This is a genomic window from Pseudomonas sp. DC1.2 (assembly GCF_034351645.1).
GTDB lineage: Bacteria > Pseudomonadota > Gammaproteobacteria > Pseudomonadales > Pseudomonadaceae > Aquipseudomonas.
The window spans coordinates 5716530-5734599 of the sequence record NZ_CP133782.1; the positions used below are offsets into that span (position 1 = coordinate 5716530).

Genomic DNA, 18070 nt, shown 5'->3' on the forward strand with positions numbered 1-18070 from the left:
CCTCAACCCAGCAGCGAAATGTCGGCGACGCCGAGGAACAGCCCGCGCAGACGTGCCAGCAGCGCATAGCGATTGGCGCGTACCTTCGGGTCTTCAGCGTTGACCATGACGGCTTCGAAGAATGCATCCACCGGCTCACGCAAGGCTGCCAGACGTGCCAACGATTCGCTGTACTGACGCGCTGCGGCCATCGGCTGCACCGCTTGGTCCGCCTGCTGGATCGCCGAATACAGGGAGAACTCGTTGGCGTTGTCGAAATACTTGGCTTCAACGACCGTTGGCACAGAGCCTTCGACCTTGCTCAGCAGGTTCGACACGCGCTTGTTCACGGCGGCCAAGGCTGCGGCTTGCGGCAGTTTGCGGAACGCTTGCACCGCTTGTACACGCTGATCGAAGTCCAGCGCCGAACCCGGTTTCAGGGCTCGCACCGACAGGTAAGTCGCCACATCCACGCCTTCGTCTTCGTAACGGGCACGCAAACGGTCGAAGATGAACTCCAGTACCGCATCGTTAAGGCCCGCCGCCTTGATCCGGGTGCCGAACGCGGTGACGGCGAAAGCCACGGCATCGTTCAGGTCGAGGTCGAGCTTCTTGTCGATCAGGATCCGCAACACGCCCAGCGCTGCACGGCGCAGGGCATAGGGGTCTTTGCTACCGGTGGGCAGCATGCCGATGCCGAAAATGCCGACCAGCGTGTCGAGTTTGTCCGCGATGGCCACGGCCGCACCGGTCAGGGTGGTCGGCAGTTCTGCACCGGCACCGCGCGGCATGTACTGCTCGTTCAGCGCCAGCGCGACTTCTTGCGGTTCGCCGTCGTTGAGGGCGTAGTAGTAACCGGCGACGCCTTGCATCTCCGGGAACTCACCGACCATCTCGGTCGCCAGGTCGCACTTGGACAGCAGGCCGGCACGCGAGGCCCATGCCGCGTTGCCGCCAATGCGTTGCGCGATGAAGGCGGCGAGTTTAGACACGCGTTCGGCCTTGTCGTAGACGCTGCCGAGTTTTTCCTGAAACACCACGTTTTGCAGGCGCAGATTGAAGTCTTCGAGTTTCTGCTTCTTGTCTTGCTTGAAGAAGAACTCGGCATCAGTCAGGCGCGGGCGAACCACCTTCTCGTTACCGGAGATGATCTGCTGCGGGTCTTTGCTTTCGATGTTGGCCACGGTAATGAACCGTGGCAGCAACTTGCCTTCGGCATCCAGCAGGCAGAAATATTTCTGGTTGTCCTGCATGGTGGTGATCAAGGCTTCTTGTGGCACATCGAGGAAACGCTCCTCGAAGGAGCACACCAGCGGCACTGGCCATTCAACCAACGCGGTCACTTCGTCGAGCAAGGCTGGCGGCACAATCGCCGTCCCTTCCTGCATCGTTGCCAACTCTTCGGTGCGTTTGCTGATCAGCTCGCGACGCTCGTTCGAGTCAGCCAGTACGTAAGCGGCACGCAGGTCGTTGAGGTAGTTAGCCGGCGCAGTGATGCGCACGTTTTCCGGGTGGTGGAAGCGGTGACCACGCGAATCACGACCAGCCTTCTGGGCGAGGATCGTGCAATCGATGACTTGGTCGCCGAGCAGCATCACCAGCCACTGAGTCGGGCGAACGAACTCTTCCTTGCGAGCACCCCAGCGCATGCGCTTCGGGATCGGCAGGTCGTTCAGTGAGTCTTCAACGATGGTCGGCAGCAGGCTCGCCGTAGGTTTACCGGCGATGCTCTGGCTGTAACGCAGTTTCGGACCGCTCTGATCGATTTCGCTCAGGTCGACGCCGCACTTCTTGGCGAAGCCCAGGGCGGCTTGAGTCGGGTTGCCGTCGGCATCGAACGCGGCCTGGCGCGGCGGGCCGTCGAGGTTGATGCTGCGATCCGGTTGGTGTGTTGCCAGCGCGGTGATCAGCACTGCCAAGCGACGCGGCGCGGCATAGACGGTTTTAGCTTCGTAGCTCAGGCCAGCGGCTTGCAGGCCTTTATCGATACCGGCCAGAAACGCGTCGGCCAGGGTATTCAGGGCTTTGGGTGGCAGTTCTTCGGTGCCCAGTTCTACCAGGAAATCCAGAGCACTCATTGTGCAGCCTCCAGCTTAGCCAACACTTCATCACGCAGGTCCGGGGTCGCCATCGGGAAGCCCAGCTTGGCGCGAGCCAGCAGGTAGGCTTGCGCAACGGAACGCGCCAGGGTGCGCACACGCAGAATGTATTGCTGACGCGCAGTCACCGAGATCGCCCGGCGCGCATCCAGCAGGTTGAAGGTATGGGACGCCTTCAACACCATTTCATAGCTTGGCAACGGCAGCGGCTGGTCGAGTTCGATCAGGCGCTTGGCTTCGCTTTCATAGAAATCGAACAGCTCGAACAGCTTCTCGACGTTGGCGTGTTCGAAGTTGTAGGTCGATTGCTCGACTTCGTTCTGATGGAACACGTCGCCGTAGGTCACTTTGCCGAACGCACCGTCAGCCCAGACCAGGTCGTAGACCGAGTCCACGCCTTGCAGGTACATGGCCAGGCGTTCCAGGCCGTAAGTGATCTCGCCGGTCACCGGGTAGCACTCAATGCCGCCCGCTTGCTGGAAGTAGGTGAACTGAGTCACTTCCATGCCGTTGAGCCAGACTTCCCAGCCCAGGCCCCAAGCGCCCAATGTCGGCGATTCCCAGTTGTCTTCAACGAAACGGATGTCGTGGACCAACGGGTCGAGGCCCACGTGCTTGAGCGAGCCCAGGTACAGCTCCTGGAAGTTGTCCGGGTTGGGTTTCAGGACGACCTGGAACTGGTAGTAGTGCTGCAAACGGTTCGGGTTTTCGCCGTAGCGGCCGTCAGTCGGGCGACGACTGGGCTGCACATAAGCGGCGTTCCAGGTTTCCGGGCCGATGGCGCGCAGAAACGTGGCTGTGTGGAAAGTGCCGGCGCCTACTTCCATATCGTAGGGCTGAAGTACCACGCAACCTTGCTCGGCCCAGTATTGCTGGAGGGCGAGGATCAAGTCTTGGAAGGTACGCACGGCTGGCGTAGGCTGGCTCACGAAATTCACCTGTTTCTTGGGCTGCGATTTAAAGAGCGGGAGTATACCCGATTCATTGCTGCGCACGCCCCCTGGAGCCTTATGCCACGCTGCTTTTGGTGTTCCGAAGATCCGCTGTACATGGCTTATCACGATCAGGAGTGGGGCGCGCCGCTACGCGATGCGCAGGGTTTGTTCGAGTTGCTTTTGCTCGAAGGGTTCCAGGCGGGTTTGTCCTGGATTACCGTTTTGCGTAAACGTGAGCGCTACCGAGAGGTCTTGTTCGGCTTCGACGTGCAGCGCGTCGCGCAGATGAGCGACGCGGAAATCAACGAGTTGATGCTCGATCCTGGGATCATCCGCAACCGCCTCAAACTCAATGCCGCCCGACGCAACGCCCAGGCCTGGCTGGCGCTTGAAGACCCAGTGGCGTTTCTCTGGTCGTTCGTTGGTGACAAACCAGTGATCAATCATTTCAAGGATCGTAGCGAAGTGCCGGCGGTAACGCCCGTCGCTGTAGAGATGAGCAAAGGCCTGAAAAAGGCCGGTTTTACGTTCGTCGGCCCGACCATTTGCTACGCGCTGATGCAGGCCTCAGGCATGGTCATGGACCACACCCGCGATTGTGATCGTTACGCAGTGCTGGCGAACGGTGGTTAGAATGGCCGCCTCGCGCACAGCACAAGATCAGGAGTGACCTGTGGAAAAGTTTAAAGGCGCCTTGCTGGTAGGCGCTCTGCGGTTGTTTGCCCTGCTTCCGTGGCGGGCTGTTCAGGCCGTGGGGTCGGCGATTGGCTGGTTCATGTGGAAAACCCCCAACCGTTCCCGCGATGTGGTGCGGATCAACCTGTCCAAGTGTTTCCCGGACATGGACCCGATCGAGCGCGAGCGGCTGGTGGGCCAGAGCCTGAAAGACATCGGCAAGTCGTTGACCGAAAGCGCCTGCGCCTGGATCTGGCCAGCCCAGCGCTCTATTGATCTGGTGCGTGAAGTCGAAGGCCTGGACGTGCTCAAGGACGCCCTCGCCTCCGGCAAAGGCGTGGTCGGTATCACCAGCCACCTGGGTAACTGGGAAGTGCTCAACCACTTTTATTGCAGCCAGTGCAAACCGATCATTTTCTACCGTCCGCCCAAGCTCAAGGCGGTGGATGATTTGTTGCGCAAGCAGCGGGTGCAATTAGGCAACCGGGTGGCCGCGTCCACCAAGGAAGGCATCCTCAGCGTTATTAAGGAAGTGCGCAAAGGTGGTGCAGTGGGCATTCCGGCTGACCCAGAACCGGCCGAATCCGCCGGGATCTTCGTGCCCTTCTTCGCCACTCAGGCGCTGACCAGCAAGTTTGTGCCGAACATGCTGGCCGGCGGCAAAGCGGTCGGTGTGTTCCTGCATGCCCTGCGGCTGCCGGACGGTTCGGGCTACAAAGTGATTCTGGAAGCCGCGCCAGACGGCATGTACAGCACGGATACCGAGACGTCTTGCGCGGCCATGAGCCAAGTGGTCGAGCGTTACGTGCGGGCGTATCCGAGCCAATACATGTGGAGCATGAAGCGCTTCAAGAAGCGGCCCCCCGGCGAAGAACGCTGGTATTGAGGCGGTTGGCATGATCTGTGGATAACTTCGGGCTCTGATTATCCACACTTGTTCATTCAAGGACGCAGAAGATGTCCGAACACCGTAAATCGTTTCGAATCAAGATCAGCCACGAGAGCTTCGGCGAGTGCCTTGGCCAAACCCGTTACCTCTCGAGCAAGGGGGTTTACGTCAAGCACCCGAGCTTGTCGGCGTTGCCCAAAGGCGCGGTGGTCTACGGTCAGGTGCAGGACTTACCCACAGGCGCGCCGCGCGTGCGTATGGAAGTGGTGCAGGTAGACGCTGAGGGGATTGCCCTGCGTTACCTCTGATCAGTGGGCCTGGCGCTCAAGCTTCTTCAGAAATACCGTCATTTCCTTCTCAGCCTGCTTGTCGCCATGGGCGCGAGCGGCCTCCAGCCCTTGCTCCCACGCCTGACGCGCCGCCGCAAAGTCGGCCAGCGCCAAATGCGCCTTGCCCAATAACTTCCAGGCTGCCGAATACTTCGGGTCGAACTCAACGCAGCGCCGAAAATGTTCGGCCGCTTTGACGTTTTCCCCAAGATCCAGATACCCCTTGCCCAGACCAAAGCGCAGCAAAGCGTTATCCACACCCTTGGCGAGCATTTTTTCCAGGGATTCGATCATCTTTCGCACCTCTGTAGTAAAGATCGTTCCCACGCCGAGCGTAGGAACGATCAACCTTGCGCTCACCTGCGGGAGCGAGGCTTGCCCGCGAAGAGGCCTTTGGATCAGAAGAAACTCAACCCGACGTGGAACAGCTTCTCTACATCCCGAATATGCTTTTTATCCACAAGGAACAAAATCACATGGTCACCGGTTTCGATCACCGTATCGTCGTGGGCGATGATCACTTCTTCGTCGCGGATGATCGCGCCGATGGTGGTGCCGGGCGGCAAACCAATGTTTTCGATGGCTTTGCCGATGACCTTGCTCGATTTTGCATCGCCATGGGCAATTGCCTCGATGGCCTCCGCTGCGCCTCGGCGCAGTGAGTGGACGCTGACGATATCGCCACGGCGCACGTGGGCCAGCAAGGTGCCGATGGTCGCCAACTGCGGGCTGATGGCGATGTCGATGTCGCCGCCCTGGATCAAATCAACGTAGGCCGGGTTGTTGATGATGGTCATCACCTTCTTCGCGCCCAGGCGCTTGGCCAGCAGCGAGGACATGATGTTGGCTTCGTCGTCGTTGGTCAGGGCCAGGAAGAGGTCGGCGTCGGCGATGTTCTCTTCCAGCAGCAAGTCGCGGTCCGAGGCGCTGCCCTGCAACACGACGGTGCTGTCGAGGGTGTCCGAGAGATAGCGGCAGCGCGCCGGGTTCATCTCAATGATTTTCACTTGGTATCGGCTTTCGATCGCTTCGGCCAGACGCTCGCCGATTTGCCCGCCGCCCGCGATGACAATGCGCTTGTAGCTTTCATCGAGGCGGCGCATTTCGCTCATGACCGCGCGAATGTTTGCCTTGGCGGCGATGAAAAACACTTCGTCGTCGGCCTCGATCACCGTATCGCCCTGGGGCAGAATCGGCCGGTCACGCCGGAAAATGGCGGCGACGCGGGTCTCGACGTTGGGCATGTGCTCACGCAATTGCCGCAACTGCTGACCCACCAACGGCCCGCCGTAGTAAGCCTTCACCGCCACCAACTGGGCTTTGCCTTCGGCGAAGTCGATCACTTGCAAGGCGCCCGGATGCTCGATCAGGCGTTTGATGTAGTGGGTGACGACTTGTTCCGGGCTGATCAGCACGTCCACTGGGATCGCGTCGTTGTTGAACAGTCCGCCGCGTGTCAGGTACGCGGCCTCGCGCACGCGAGCGATTTTGGTCGGGGTGTGAAACAGGGTGTGTGCCACCTGGCAGGCGACCATGTTGGTTTCGTCGCTGTTGGTCACCGCCACCAGCATGTCCGCATCGTCGGCACCGGCCTGGCGTAGCACGGTCGGGAACGAGGCACGGCCCTGAACGGTGCGGATGTCCAGCCGATCACCGAGGGCCCTTAGGCGTTCGCCATCGGTATCGACCACGGTGATGTCGTTGGCTTCACTGGCCAAGTGCTCTGCCAGCGAGCCGCCGACTTGCCCCGCACCGAGGATGATGATTTTCATCCGGTCACTCCATTGAATCCATTTAACCGCGCGTGGCGGCGATCTTGATCAGCTTGGCGTAGTAGAACCCATCGTGGCCACCTTCCTGGGCCAGCAATTGGCGACCATGCGCCTGCTTGATCCCGGCCTGAATGGCGATGTCCAGTTCACGCGCGCCTGGGGTACGGGCGAGGAAAGCTGCGATGACTTCGGTGTTCTCGGTCGGTAACGTCGAGCAGGTGGCGTAAAGCAGAATCCCGCCGACTTCCAGGGTTATCCACAGGGCATCTAGCAGCTCACCCTGAAGCACGGCGAGTGCGGCGATATCGTCTGGCTGTCGAGTCAGTTTGATGTCTGGGTGACGACGGATCACGCCAGTGGCCGAGCACGGCGCGTCCAGCAGGATGCGCTGGAACGGTTTGCCGTCCCACCAGGTCGCGGTGTCGCGCCCGTCGGCGGCGATCAATTCGGCGCTCAGGCCCAGGCGCGCCAGGTTCTCCCGCACTCTTACCAGACGCTTGGCTTCCAGGTCCACCGCCACCACGCCGGCCAGTGCCGGTTCAGCCTCAAGGATGTGACAGGTTTTACCTCCCGGTGCGCAGCAGGCGTCGAGTACCCGTTGGCCCGGCGCCAGATCGAGCAGGTCGGCGGCCAGTTGCGCCGCTTCGTCCTGCACGCTGATCCAGCCTTCGGCGAAGCCTGGCAGGCTTCGCACATCGGCAGCAGCGTCGAGGACGATACCATCACGACTGTAAACGCATGGCGCAGCGGCGATACCGACCTCAGTCAGCAACCCCAGGTAGGCGTCACGCGTCTGATGGCGGCGGTTGACCCGCAGAATCATTGGCGGGTGTGCGTTGTTCGCCGCGCAAATGGCTTCCCACTGCTCCGGCCAGAACGCTTTCAGGGATTTTTGCAGCCAACGCGGGTGTGCGGTGCGCACCACGGGGTCGTGTTCCAGTTCGGCCAGCAGCGCTTCGCTTTCCCGCTGGGCGCGGCGCAGCACGGCGTTGAGCAGGGCCTTGGCCCAGGGTTTTTTCAGCTTCTCGGCGCAACCGACGGTTTCGCCGATGGCGGCGTGTGCCGGCACTCGGGTGTAGAGCAGTTGATAGAGGCCGACCAAGAGCAACGCTTCGACATCGGCGTCGGCGGCTTTGAACGGCTTCTGTAGCAATTTGGCGGCGAGCGCCGACAGACGTGGCTGCCAGCGCGCGGTGCCGAATGCCAAGTCCTGGGTGAAGCCGCGATCGCGGTCTTCAACCTTGTCCATTTGCGTCGGCAGGGAGCTGTTGAGTGAGGCTTTTCCGTTAAGAACAGCGGCGAGTGCCTTGGCGGCGGCCAGACGCGGGTTCATTGAGCGTCCACCGCTTGACCGAGCACGGTGCCGACGGCGAATTTCTCACGGCGGCTGTTGAAAAAATCGCTGAAGTTCAGCGCCTTGCCACCGGGCAATTGCAGACGGGTCAAGCACAGCGCCTGTTCACCGCACGCGACGATCAAGCCGTCCTTGCTCGCGCTGAGGATTTGCCCTGGCGCGCCTTGCCCTTCTGCGAGGCTCGCGGCCAGCACTTTCAGCGCTTCACCGTTCAGCGTGCTGTGGGTGATCGGCCAAGGGTTGAAGGCTCGGACCAGGCGCTCTAGCTCAATCGCCGGACGGCTCCAGTCGATGCGCGCTTCGTCTTTATTCAATTTGTGCGCATAAGTGGCGAGGCTGTCGTCTTGCACGTCGCCGTCCAGCGTACCGGCTGCGAGGCCGGCAATCGCCTGAATCACCGCCGGTGGGCCCATCTCGGCCAAACGATCGTGGAGGCTGCCACCGGTGTCTTCAGCGCTGATCGGGGTGGTGACCTTGAGTAGCATCGGCCCGGTGTCGAGGCCCAGCTCCATGCGCATCACAGTCACGCCGCTTTCGGCGTCCCCCGCTTCGACGGCGCGCTGGATCGGCGCCGCACCGCGCCAGCGCGGCAGCAACGACGCATGACTGTTGATGCAGCCCAGGCGCGGAATATCCAGCACCGCTTGCGGCAGGATCAGGCCGTAAGCCACCACCACCAGCAAATCCGGTTTCAGAGCCGCCAGTTCAGCCTGAGCGTCGGCGTTGCGCAGCGTCGGCGGTTGCAACACCGGAATGTTGTTTTCCAGCGCCAACTGCTTGACCGGACTTGGCATCAGTTTTTGCCCACGGCCAGCCGGACGGTCCGGTTGTGTGTAGACCGCGATCATCTCGTAAGGGCTGTCGAGCAGGGCCTTGAGGTGTTCGGCGGCGAATTGCGGGGTGCCGGCAAAGACGATGCGCAGTGGCTCAGTCATGGAAGCTCTCGATTACAAAGCAGTCTGAAAAGAAAAAGGCTTGCCGCAGCAAGCCTTTTGGAAGGAGGGCATCAAGCGTTCTGGCGATGGAGCTTTTCCAGTTTCTTCTTGATTCGGTCGCGTTTGAGATTGGACAAGTAATCGACGAACAACTTACCGTTAAGGTGATCGCATTCGTGCTGGATACACACCGCGAGCAGGCCTTCGGCGATCAGTTCGTAGGGCTTGCCGTCACGGTCCAGCGCCTTGATCTTGATTTTTTGCGGGCGTTCGACGTTTTCGTAGAAGCCCGGCACCGACAGGCAGCCTTCCTGGTATTGCTCCAGCTCGTCGGTCAGGGTTTCGAACTCGGGGTTGATGAACACCCTGGGCTCGGTGCGATCTTCGGAGAGGTCCATCACGACGATACGTTTATGCACGTTGACCTGGCTTGCGGCGAGGCCGATACCTGGCGCTTCATACATTGTTTCAAACATGTCATCGACCAGCTGACGCACTTCGTCGTCCACTACGGCCACCGATTTGGCGATAGTGCGCAGGCGCGGGTCAGGGAATTCGAGGATGTCTAAAATGGCCATAAGCTTATTTGCTGCACATGTGAGGTAAAGTCGGGTTGATGGCCTGGCGGGTCCGAGGATGCAGGCTACCGTTGTAAAACGTAGCTCCCTTTTTTCGGGAGCGAGCCACGGGGGCTCTGGCGTTTTACGCGAACGCACATAATAAAGGGATTCACCGCATGAGGAAATCACTACTCGCCCTGCTGCTTCTGGCCTCAGCTGGTTTGGCACACGGGCAAGTGCAGTTAAAGGACGGTTTTCCACAGCAATACACAGTCGTAAGGGGGGACACACTCTGGGGGATCTCGGGGAAATTTCTGCGTGAGCCCTGGAAATGGCCGGAGCTTTGGCAGGCCAACCCGCACATCGAAAACCCCAATCTCATCTACCCTGGCGATTCGCTGACGCTGGTTTACGTCAATGGCCAGCCACGGCTGACCCTTAATCGCGGCGACTCGCGCGGCACCATCAAGCTTTCGCCACGTATCCGCAGCAGCCCGGTGGCTGACGCCATCCCGAGCATTCCGCTGCAATCGATCAACAGCTTTTTGCTGAGCAATCGCATCGTCGACAAGGTCGAGGACTTCGACAAGGCGCCTTACATTGTCGCGGGTGATGCCGAACGCGTGCTCAGTGGCACTGGGGACAGAATTTACGCCCGTGGTCATTTCGACTCGGCGCAGCCAGTCTACGGGATCTTCCGTCAGGGCAAGGTTTACACCGATCCGCAGAGCAAGGAGTTTTTGGGGATCAATGCTGACGACATCGGTGGCGGCGAGGTTGTGGCCACCGAAGGGGATGTCGCGACATTGGCCTTGCAACGCACCACCCAGGAAGTGCGCCTTGGCGACCGTTTGTTCCGTGGTGAGGAGCGGCCGATCAACTCGACGTTCATGCCCAGCGCTCCCAAAACCGAGATCAATGGCCTGATCATCGATGTCCCTCGCGGGGTAACCCAGATTGGCGTGATGGACGTGGTCACGCTGAACAAAGGGCAGCGCGATGGTCTGGTCGAAGGTAACGTGCTGGAGGTGATGAAAACCGGTGAAACAGTGCGTGACCGCGTGACGGGCCAACCCCTGAAAATCCCGGACGAACGTGCCGGGTTGCTCATGGTTTTCCGTACTTACGACAAACTTAGTTACGGGCTGGTACTCCACGCATCGCGCTCCTTGGCGGTCATGGATAAAGTGCGAAATCCTTAGCAGGCTCCACAAGTTACCAACAGAGTTATCCACAGCTTATTCCCGTTTGAACGGGGCTCATAACGATCAAGGATGATCTATGTCGCTGTCTGCTTTTACACCGGTTTCCCCTGCGGAACTGGAAGCTCGTTTACGTTTGCATCGGTTGCCGGAACTCGGCCCTGTGCGGTTTAAAAAATTGTTTGAGGCCTTCGGCTCTGCGTCAAAAGCCATCAGCGCGCCGGCCGGCGCTTGGCGGGCGTTAGGGTTGCCTGCTGCGTGTGCGCAAGCTCGACGTTCTGAAGAAGTCCGCGACGGTGCCAGTCACGCATTAGCCTGGCTAGAGCGTTCTGGCCAGCATTTATTGATGTGGGACCAGCCCGAGTACCCCGCGCTGCTGGCAGAAATCAGCGATGCGCCGCCGCTGTTATTCGTGGCGGGTGATCCGGGGATACTCGAGAAACCGCAACTGGCGATGGTTGGCAGTCGCCGTGCTTCGAGGCCGGGGATGGACACGGCTGCTGCGTTTTCCCGCAGTCTGGCCGGTGCAGGATTCGTCATTACGAGTGGTCTGGCCCTGGGCATCGATGCAGCCGCGCACCAGGGCGCTTTGGACGTTGGCGGGCGAACGGTCGGGGTACTTGGCACGGGACTTGAAAAGTTTTATCCACAGCGCAACCGACGACTGGCGGACGCCATGATTGCCTCAGGCAGTGCCGTGGTTTCGGAGTTCCCGCTGGACGCCGGTCCGACCCCCGGCAACTTCCCCCGACGCAATCGGATCATCAGTGGTTTATCCCTCGGCGTACTGGTGGTCGAGGCCAGTGTCGCCAGTGGTTCGCTGATCACTGCGAGGTTGGCGGCAGAGCAAGGTCGTGAGGTGTATGCGATTCCTGGATCGATTCATCATCCCGGTGCTCGCGGTTGTCATCAGTTGATTCGTGACGGTGCCGTGTTGGTGGAAACCATCGAGCACATTCTCGAAGCCTTGCGCGGCTGGCAACGGTTGCCCTTATCCACAGAAGCGCCGCCCGCCGAGACTCACCCGCTGCTGCGGTTGCTCCACGCGGCGCCGCACACCCGCGAAGCATTGGTCGACGCCATTGGCTGGGCTTTGCCGGAGGTACTGGTGGCGCTGACGGAGCTGGAGATGGACGGCCGCGCGGTGTGCGAAAACGGACGTTGGTTTGCGCGGGTGAGCTAGGTTTTATAAGGAAGATCGGTAAACTGCGCAGAGCCATTTTCCGGAGAGTTTTTCATGGTCAATCGTTGGCGCGTGCAAGAAGCCGCACGAGAAATTCGTGCAGGGGCGGTGATTGCCTACCCAACTGAAGCAGTGTGGGGCCTGGGCTGCGACCCCTGGAACGAAGAGGCAGTGGATCGACTGCTGTTGCTCAAGGGGCGTTCGGTGGAAAAAGGCCTGATTCTGGTGGCTGACAATATCCGTCAGTTCGACTTCCTGTTCGAAGACTTCCCCGAGCTGTGGATGGATCGCATGGCCAGCACTTGGCCCGGTCCGAATACCTGGCTGGTGCCGCATCAGAATCTGTTGCCGCAGTGGATCACGGGCGTGCATGAAACGGTGGCGTTGCGGGTCAGCGATCATCCTCAGGTGCGGGATTTATGCTCATTGGTCGGGCCATTGGTGTCGACTTCGGCTAACCCTCAGGGCCGGCCGGCGGCGCGTACACGGATCCGGATCGAGCAGTATTTTCGTGGGCAGATTGATGTGATCCTGGGCGGCAGCCTCGGTGGGCGCAAGAACCCGAGCGTGATTCGCGATCTGGCGACCGGGCACGTGGTGCGCCCGGACTAGCGGAAGATCGTTCCCACGCGAGTGGGAACGATCAGTGGTGCTCAGGGCAACAAAACAGTTGAGCCGGTGGTCCGGCGCGCCGACAACTCGGTCTGCGCTTTTGCGGCTTCAGCCAGCGGATAGCGCTGGCTGATATCCACCTTCAGCTTGCCGCTGATGATCATCTCGAACAGCTCGTCGGCCATACGTTGCAGGTTTTCGGCGTTGTTGGCGTAGGTCGCCAGCGTCGGTCGGGTTACGTACAGCGAACCTTTCGCCGACAGAATCCCCAGGTTGACCCCGTCTACCGCGCCAGACGCATTGCCGAAACTCACCACCAGACCCCGAGGCGCAACGCTGTCGAGGGACGTCAGCCAGGTGTCCTTGCCTACGCCGTCGTACACCACCGGGACTTTCTTGCCTTCAGTCAATTCCAGCACGCGTTGTGCGACGTTTTCATGGCTGTAATCGATGGTCGCCCACGCGCCATTGGCTTTGGCCAAGGCGGCTTTGTGCGGTGAACTCACGGTGCCGATCAGCTTCACGCCCAAGGCCTTCGCCCATTGGCAGGCCAGGGAGCCGACACCACCGGCCGCGGCGTGAAACAGGATGGTTTCGCCAGCCTTGAGTTCATACGTCTGACGCAACAAGTACTGCACGGTGAGGCCCTTGAGCATCACACCGGCCGCCTGTTCGAAGCTGATGGCGTCAGGCAGATGCACCAGATTGGCTTCCGGCAATACGTGAACGTCGCTATAGGCCCCCAACGGACCGCTGCCGTAGGCCACGCGATCACCGACTTTGAACCGCGAGACTTCGCTGCCCACTGCCTCGACCACGCCTGCGCCTTCAGCGCCAAGGCCCGAAGGCAGCGCGGGCGGTGCGTACAGACCGCTGCGGAAATAGGTGTCGATAAAATTCAGGCCGATGGCCTTGTTGGTCACTCGGACCTGATGTGGGCCGGGCTCGGCGGGTTGGTAATCCACATACTCGAGCACGTCGGGGCCGCCATGGGCACTGAATTGAATACGCTTTGCCATCTGCCTTCTCCTTGGGTCGTGTTCGGGTGACATCGCTACGAAGCCCCCTATCGGACTCCTAAGCTTGATCTTCGTCAACTGCGGCGGGTGCATCGGCGATGGTATGCTACGCGCCCGTTTGCGCCGGCCACGCTCCGATGGAGCGCCGCGTAGCTTTGCCCGATTCAAGGTGATGCCATGACTACCCGCACCGAGGCCGTAAAAGCCTATCTGCTCGACCTGCAAGACCGTATTTGCGCTGCTCTGGAAACCGAGGACGGCGGCACGCGATTTGTCGAAGACGCCTGGACCCGGCCTGCCGGTGGCGGTGGCCGTACCCGCGTGATCGAAAACGGCGCGGTGATCGAAAAGGGCGGCGTCAACTTTTCCCACGTCTTTGGCAGCGGTCTCCCACCGTCCGCCAGCGCGCACCGGCCGGAACTGGCCGGGCGTGGTTTTGAAGCGCTGGGCGTGTCGCTGGTGATTCATCCGCACAATCCGCACGTGCCCACTTCCCACGCTAATGTGCGGTTTTTCATCGCCGAAAAAGAAGGTGAAGAACCGGTCTGGTGGTTTGGCGGCGGCTTTGACCTGACCCCTTATTACGGCAACGAAGACGACTGTGTACATTGGCATCGCGTGGCTGAGCAGGCTTGCACGCCATTTGGTCCGCACGTCTATTCGCGTTACAAGGCCTGGTGTGACACCTACTTCCACATCAAGCATCGCCAGGAGCCACGCGGCATCGGCGGTCTGTTTTTCGATGACCTGAACGAGTGGGATTTCGACACCAGTTTCGCCTTCATGCGTGCCATCGGTGATGCGTTCATCGACGCTTACCTGCCGATTGTGCAGCGCCGCAAACAGGAGGCGTTCACCGCTCAACAGCGCGAGTTCCAGGAATTCCGCCGTGGGCGTTACGTGGAGTTCAACCTGGTCTATGACCGTGGCACGCTGTTCGGCCTGCAATCGGGTGGACGTACCGAGTCGATTCTGATGTCCCTGCCGCCACAAGTGCGCTGGGCCTATGACTGGAAGGCTGAGCCGGGTAGCGAAGAGGCCCGCTTGACCGAATACTTCCTGCAAGACCGCGATTGGTTGGCCAAGGCCTGAACGAGGAATCCCGATGGACCATTACGTCGTATTCGGTAACCCGATTGGCCACAGCAAGTCGCCGCTGATCCATCGCCTGTTCGCCGAGCAGACCGCCCAGCAACTCGACTACCGCACCGCTATGCCGCCGCTGGATGACTTTTGCGGTTTTGCCAAGGCATTTTTCCTTAAGGGTCGTGGCGCCAATGTCACCGTGCCGTTCAAGGAAGACGCGTATCGCCTGGCCGACAGCCTGACCGCGCGGGCGCAGCGGGCGGGGGCGGTGAACACATTGAGCAAACGGGCCGACGGCAGTTTGCTGGGCGACAACACCGACGGTGCCGGGCTGGTGCGCGATCTGACGGTCAACGCCGGATTCGGTCTGCGGGGCAAACGCATCCTGTTGCTGGGGGCTGGCGGTGCGGTGCGCGGTGCGCTGGAGCCGGTGTTGGCGCAGCGACCGGCGTCGGTGATCATCGCCAACCGCACGGTCGAGAAAGCCGAGTTGCTGGCGGAACTGTTCGCCGACCTGGGGCCCGTGTCCGCCCGTGGTTTCGCAGGTTTGCACGAGCCGGTAGACCTGATCATCAACGCCACGTCAGCTAGCCTGTCAGGCGATGTACCGCCGATTGCCAGCCGTTTGATCACGCCGGGCAAGACCGTCTGCTACGACATGATGTATGGCAAGGTGCCGACGTCGTTCTGCCGTTGGGCCAGTGAACACCGCGCCGCCGTAGCGATGGATGGTTTGGGGATGCTGGCCGAACAGGCGGCGGAAGCGTTCTACCTGTGGCGCGGCGTGCGGCCAGACACGTCGCCGGTGTTGGCTGAGCTGCGTCGGCAGTTGGCGCTCTAAGGGCGTCAACAGCGATGTCGGATCAATCCTCAAACCGTATCGGGCATTTCTCTGCGCCTTCAAGCTTTCTCAACTCCTCCACCACCGGCGGTCGCGCTCCGCGCAGGGTCAGGCTGCGGCCCTGCTTGAGCAACCGCCGCGCTTCCTGGTGGAGCATTTCCACGCCGGAATAGTCGATGAAGTTAATCTGCTGTGCTTCGATGACGACCTTCGCCCCGTGCATCCGCTGCAAGCGCACTTGCAGGTAGTGGCTGGCGCCAAAGAAGATCGAGCCGCCTACCCGCAAAATATCTTCATCGCCCTGGCGCCAATGCTGCACGTGGGGCTGCGACGTGCGTTTGAGGTAGAAGAACAATGACACCAGCACGCCGGCGTAGATCGCGGTTTGCAATGGCAGCAGCAGCGTGGCAACACACGTCAGCGCCATGACCACGAATTCGGCTCTGCTAACCCGCCACAACGCGCGAATGCCGCGATGATCCACCAATCCCCAAGCGATTAACAGGATGCTGCCGGCCATGGCCGGAATGGGAATGTGCGCGATCAGTGCCGCGCCGAAGATCGCGAACAACGCCACCCACAACGCAGAAAACACCCCGGCCAGCGGTGAGCAGGCGCCCGCGTCGTAACTCAAACCTGACCGGGTAAAGGAACCGGCTGACAGCGACCCGGAAAAAAACGCACCCACCATGTTCGATAAACCTTGAGCGCGTACTTCCTGATTGGCGTCGAGTAATTGCTGTGAGCGCGTTGACAGCGAGCGCGCAATCGACAGACTGGTGACCAGTCCGAGCATGCCCACCGCCACCGCACCGGGCAGCAACCTCAGCACCAGATCGAGGTCCAGCGGTAGCGGGCTAAAGGGCGGAAGTTGGCCGACGAACGCGGTGACTTGTTTGACATGGCCGAACATCGCCGGCCAAAGCCAGACGCACACCCCGCTCAGAACCAACGTGATCAACAAGGTGGGCCAGCGCGGTAATAGCACTTTGAGCAGTGCGCCGACGACGACGGTCGCCGCCCCCAGTACCCATGAAGGTTTATCCACCGCTGGCAAGTGTTTGATCAAGCTCATCAGGCTGTCCAGCGCTGTCGCCTGGCTGGGTAAGTCCAGGCCCAGCAGGTTCGGCAGTTGCCCAATGGCAATGACCACCGCCGCGCCGAGGGTGAAGCCCAGGACCACCGAATGGGAAACGAAATTCACCAATGCCCCGAAACGCAGCAAGCCCAATAGCCACTGAAAAATGCCCGCCAAGAGTGTCAGTAACAGGATCAGCGTGATGTAGTCCTGTGAGGCGGGGACGGCCAAAGGGCTGACGCTGGCGTAGAGAACGATCGAAATAGCCGCCGTAGGGCCGCAGATCAAATGCCACGATGAACCCCACAGGCAGGCGATCAATACCGGAATGATCGCGGCGTACAGGCCGTATTCCGGTGGGAGACCGGCGATCAAGGCGTAGGCAATGGATTGCGGCAACGCGAGAATCGCGCCGCTCAGGCCGACGATCAGGTCACGACCGACGCTGGCGCGGGTCTGCCGAGGTAGCCAAGTCAGGAACGGGAAGAGTGAATGGCGACTGGGAAAGGCCATGGGCCCTCTCGGGTGGGATTTTGCGCAAGGGTAGCAGGACAGAGTCGATCGTTCCCTCGCGCTGCGTGGGAACGATCAGTGGCGAGTCTTAAAGCTTGGCTTTTACTGCGCCCAATGCATCCTGCCCCTCTAACGTCTTGACGCCGTCGAGCCATTTATCCAGCACCGCCGGATTGGCCTTGATCCAGGCTTTGGCCGCGTCAGCATTGCTGACTTTCTTGTTCACCACCTCGGACATGATGCTGTTCTCCATTGCCTGGGTGAAACTCAGGTTGGTGAGCAACTTGCCGACGTTCGGGCAGGCCTGTGCATAACCTTTGCGGGTCAGTGTATAAACCGCGCCGGTGTCGCCAAAGTACTTCTCGCCGCCCTTCAGGTAATGCATTTTCAACTGCACATTCATGGGGTGCGGGGTCCAGCCGAGGAATGTTACGAATTTCTGTTTTTTCACTGCGCGAGATACTTCCGCCAGCATCGCCTGCTCGCTGGACTCAATCAGCTTCCACTGTCCAAGCTCGAAATCGTTCTTCTTGATGATGTCTTGCAGCGAGATATTGGCCGGGGCGCCGGAACCGATGCCGTAGATTTTCTTGTCAAACTTGTCGGCAAACTTGTTCAGGTCGGCAAAGTTATGCACACCCGCATCCCATACGTAATCCGGGACCGCCAGCGTGAATTCGGTGCCGTCGAGGTTTTTCGCCAGTTGCGTCACATCGCCAGTGGCCACGAACTTGTCGTAGAAGCCCTGTTGCGCGGGCATCCAGTTACCCAAAAATACATCGACCTGGCCATCCTTCAGGCCGCCGAAGGTGATCGGCACCGCGAGGGTGTCGACTTTGGCCTTGTAGCCCATGCCGTCCAGCAGAAAACCGGTGATGGCATTGGTGGCGGCGATGTCGCTCCAGCCCGGGTCGGCCATCTTTACCGTGTCGCAGCTCTGATCGGCATACGCCGAAGCACTGCCCAGCGCCAGCAGGCCGATGGTCAGTACTGTGGATAACCTTTGCAT

General features: G+C 60.4%; 18 protein-coding genes. 8 read left to right on the forward strand and 10 right to left on the reverse strand.

The window, feature by feature from the left end; all coding sequences use genetic code 11:
- Nucleotides 1-2 precede the first annotated feature (2 nt).
- Together glyS and glyQ are read right to left on the reverse strand one after the other, a co-directional pair.
- On the reverse strand, nt 3-2057 hold the full coding sequence (gene glyS / locus RHM68_RS26000) for a glycine--tRNA ligase subunit beta (RefSeq protein ID WP_322219827.1): 2055 nt from the start codon (nt 2055-2057) through the stop codon (nt 3-5).
- On the reverse strand, nt 2054-3007 hold the full coding sequence (gene glyQ / locus RHM68_RS26005) for a glycine--tRNA ligase subunit alpha (RefSeq protein ID WP_322219828.1): 954 nt from the start codon (nt 3005-3007) through the stop codon (nt 2054-2056). The genes glyS and glyQ overlap by 4 nt, the downstream gene beginning before the upstream one ends.
- Nucleotides 3008-3088: 81 nt before the next feature.
- On the opposite strand from glyQ, the gene tag reads away from it, so the two are divergent.
- The 3 genes from tag (at nt 3089) to RHM68_RS26020 (ending at nt 4885) form a co-directional block, all read left to right on the forward strand.
- Nucleotides 3089-3646 carry a DNA-3-methyladenine glycosylase I gene (gene tag, locus RHM68_RS26010; protein WP_322219829.1) on the forward strand — a complete coding sequence of 186 codons (558 nt, stop codon included), beginning with the start codon at nt 3089-3091 and terminating at the stop codon, nt 3644-3646.
- A gap of 40 nt (nt 3647-3686) precedes the next feature.
- Nucleotides 3687-4574 (forward strand): lysophospholipid acyltransferase, encoded by an 888-nt coding sequence (locus tag RHM68_RS26015; RefSeq protein WP_322219830.1) that lies wholly within the window; start codon nt 3687-3689, stop codon nt 4572-4574.
- 71 nt (nt 4575-4645) lie between these two features.
- Entirely contained in the window at nt 4646-4885 is a 240-nt protein-coding gene (locus RHM68_RS26020) for a PilZ domain-containing protein (protein ID WP_322219831.1), read from the forward strand.
- Here the strand turns inward: RHM68_RS26020 and RHM68_RS26025 are convergent, their stop codons facing one another.
- The 5 genes from RHM68_RS26025 to def all read right to left on the reverse strand — a co-directional run bounded on the left by RHM68_RS26025 (nt 4886) and on the right by def (nt 9545).
- Entirely contained in the window at nt 4886-5200 is a 315-nt protein-coding gene (locus RHM68_RS26025; RefSeq protein ID WP_322219832.1) for a tetratricopeptide repeat protein, read from the reverse strand.
- 104 nt (nt 5201-5304) lie between these two features.
- Nucleotides 5305-6678 (reverse strand): Trk system potassium transporter TrkA, encoded by a 1374-nt coding sequence (trkA, locus tag RHM68_RS26030; protein ID WP_322219833.1) that lies wholly within the window; start codon nt 6676-6678, stop codon nt 5305-5307.
- 22 nt (nt 6679-6700) lie between these two features.
- Complete coding sequence (gene rsmB / locus RHM68_RS26035; RefSeq protein ID WP_322219834.1) at nt 6701-8011, reverse strand: 16S rRNA (cytosine(967)-C(5))-methyltransferase RsmB; 1311 nt, start codon at nt 8009-8011, stop codon at nt 6701-6703.
- Nucleotides 8008-8967 (reverse strand): methionyl-tRNA formyltransferase, encoded by a 960-nt coding sequence (gene fmt, locus RHM68_RS26040; RefSeq protein ID WP_322219835.1) that lies wholly within the window; start codon nt 8965-8967, stop codon nt 8008-8010. Before fmt ends, rsmB begins: the two co-directional genes overlap by 4 nt.
- 71 nt (nt 8968-9038) lie before the next feature.
- Nucleotides 9039-9545, reverse strand: a complete 507-nt coding sequence (gene def, locus RHM68_RS26045; RefSeq protein WP_322219836.1) for a peptide deformylase — start codon at nt 9543-9545, stop codon at nt 9039-9041.
- Nucleotides 9546-9703: 158 nt separating this feature from the next.
- Between def and RHM68_RS26050 the strand changes: the two genes are divergently transcribed.
- From RHM68_RS26050 to RHM68_RS26060, 3 genes are all read left to right on the forward strand, one after another.
- The gene (locus RHM68_RS26050; protein WP_322219837.1) at nt 9704-10729 is read left to right on the forward strand and encodes a LysM domain-containing protein; all 1026 of its coding nucleotides are present in this window, start codon (nt 9704-9706) and stop codon (nt 10727-10729) included.
- Nucleotides 10730-10808: 79 nt separating this feature from the next.
- Nucleotides 10809-11912, forward strand: a complete 1104-nt coding sequence (gene dprA / locus RHM68_RS26055) for a DNA-processing protein DprA (RefSeq protein WP_322219838.1) — start codon at nt 10809-10811, stop codon at nt 11910-11912.
- A gap of 54 nt (nt 11913-11966) precedes the next feature.
- On the forward strand, nt 11967-12524 hold the full coding sequence (locus RHM68_RS26060) for an L-threonylcarbamoyladenylate synthase (RefSeq protein WP_322219839.1): 558 nt from the start codon (nt 11967-11969) through the stop codon (nt 12522-12524).
- A 41-nt stretch (nt 12525-12565) separates the two neighbouring features.
- On the opposite strand, the gene RHM68_RS26065 is transcribed toward RHM68_RS26060, so the two are convergent.
- Nucleotides 12566-13543 carry an NADPH:quinone reductase gene (locus tag RHM68_RS26065; RefSeq protein WP_322219840.1) on the reverse strand — a complete coding sequence of 326 codons (978 nt, stop codon included), beginning with the start codon at nt 13541-13543 and terminating at the stop codon, nt 12566-12568.
- 177 nt (nt 13544-13720) lie between these two features.
- Here RHM68_RS26065 and hemF point away from each other — a divergent pair, with 177 nt between their 5' ends.
- Complete coding sequence (gene hemF, locus RHM68_RS26070) at nt 13721-14635, forward strand: oxygen-dependent coproporphyrinogen oxidase (protein WP_322219841.1); 915 nt, start codon at nt 13721-13723, stop codon at nt 14633-14635.
- 13 nt (nt 14636-14648) lie between these two features.
- Nucleotides 14649-15470 carry a shikimate dehydrogenase gene (gene aroE / locus RHM68_RS26075; RefSeq protein ID WP_322219842.1) on the forward strand — a complete coding sequence of 274 codons (822 nt, stop codon included), beginning with the start codon at nt 14649-14651 and terminating at the stop codon, nt 15468-15470.
- A 22-nt stretch (nt 15471-15492) separates the two neighbouring features.
- Here the strand turns inward: aroE and RHM68_RS26080 are convergent, their stop codons facing one another.
- Nucleotides 15493-17061, reverse strand: a complete 1569-nt coding sequence (locus tag RHM68_RS26080; RefSeq protein ID WP_322219843.1) for a SulP family inorganic anion transporter — start codon at nt 17059-17061, stop codon at nt 15493-15495.
- An 88-nt stretch (nt 17062-17149) separates the two neighbouring features.
- The gene (gene choX / locus RHM68_RS26085) at nt 17150-18070 is read right to left on the reverse strand and encodes a choline ABC transporter substrate-binding protein (RefSeq protein ID WP_322219844.1); all 921 of its coding nucleotides are present in this window, start codon (nt 18068-18070) and stop codon (nt 17150-17152) included.

Excerpts from the sequence above, each read along its gene's own strand:
- fmt (WP_322219835.1), bottom strand. The coding sequence starts at position 8,967 with ATGACTGAGCCACTGCGCATCGTCTTTGCCGGCACCCCGCAATTCGCC.
- RHM68_RS26060 (WP_322219839.1), top strand. The coding sequence starts at position 11,967 with ATGGTCAATCGTTGGCGCGTGCAAGAAGCCGCACGAGAAATTCGTGCA.
- tag (WP_322219829.1), top strand. The coding sequence starts at position 3,089 with ATGCCACGCTGCTTTTGGTGTTCCGAAGATCCGCTGTACATGGCTTAT.
- def (WP_322219836.1), bottom strand. The coding sequence starts at position 9,545 with ATGGCCATTTTAGACATCCTCGAATTCCCTGACCCGCGCCTGCGCACT.
- choX (WP_322219844.1), bottom strand. The coding sequence starts at position 18,070 with ATGCAAAGGTTATCCACAGTACTGACCATCGGCCTGCTGGCGCTGGGC.
- trkA (WP_322219833.1), bottom strand. The coding sequence starts at position 6,678 with ATGAAAATCATCATCCTCGGTGCGGGGCAAGTCGGCGGCTCGCTGGCA.
- hemF (WP_322219841.1), top strand. The coding sequence starts at position 13,721 with ATGACTACCCGCACCGAGGCCGTAAAAGCCTATCTGCTCGACCTGCAA.
- RHM68_RS26025 (WP_322219832.1), bottom strand. The coding sequence starts at position 5,200 with ATGATCGAATCCCTGGAAAAAATGCTCGCCAAGGGTGTGGATAACGCT.
- glyS (WP_322219827.1), bottom strand. The coding sequence starts at position 2,057 with ATGAGTGCTCTGGATTTCCTGGTAGAACTGGGCACCGAAGAACTGCCA.
- dprA (WP_322219838.1), top strand. The coding sequence starts at position 10,809 with ATGTCGCTGTCTGCTTTTACACCGGTTTCCCCTGCGGAACTGGAAGCT.
- RHM68_RS26065 (WP_322219840.1), bottom strand. The coding sequence starts at position 13,543 with ATGGCAAAGCGTATTCAATTCAGTGCCCATGGCGGCCCCGACGTGCTC.
- rsmB (WP_322219834.1), bottom strand. The coding sequence starts at position 8,011 with ATGAACCCGCGTCTGGCCGCCGCCAAGGCACTCGCCGCTGTTCTTAAC.
- aroE (WP_322219842.1), top strand. The coding sequence starts at position 14,649 with ATGGACCATTACGTCGTATTCGGTAACCCGATTGGCCACAGCAAGTCG.
- RHM68_RS26050 (WP_322219837.1), top strand. The coding sequence starts at position 9,704 with ATGAGGAAATCACTACTCGCCCTGCTGCTTCTGGCCTCAGCTGGTTTG.
- RHM68_RS26080 (WP_322219843.1), bottom strand. The coding sequence starts at position 17,061 with ATGGCCTTTCCCAGTCGCCATTCACTCTTCCCGTTCCTGACTTGGCTA.
- RHM68_RS26020 (WP_322219831.1), top strand. The coding sequence starts at position 4,646 with ATGTCCGAACACCGTAAATCGTTTCGAATCAAGATCAGCCACGAGAGC.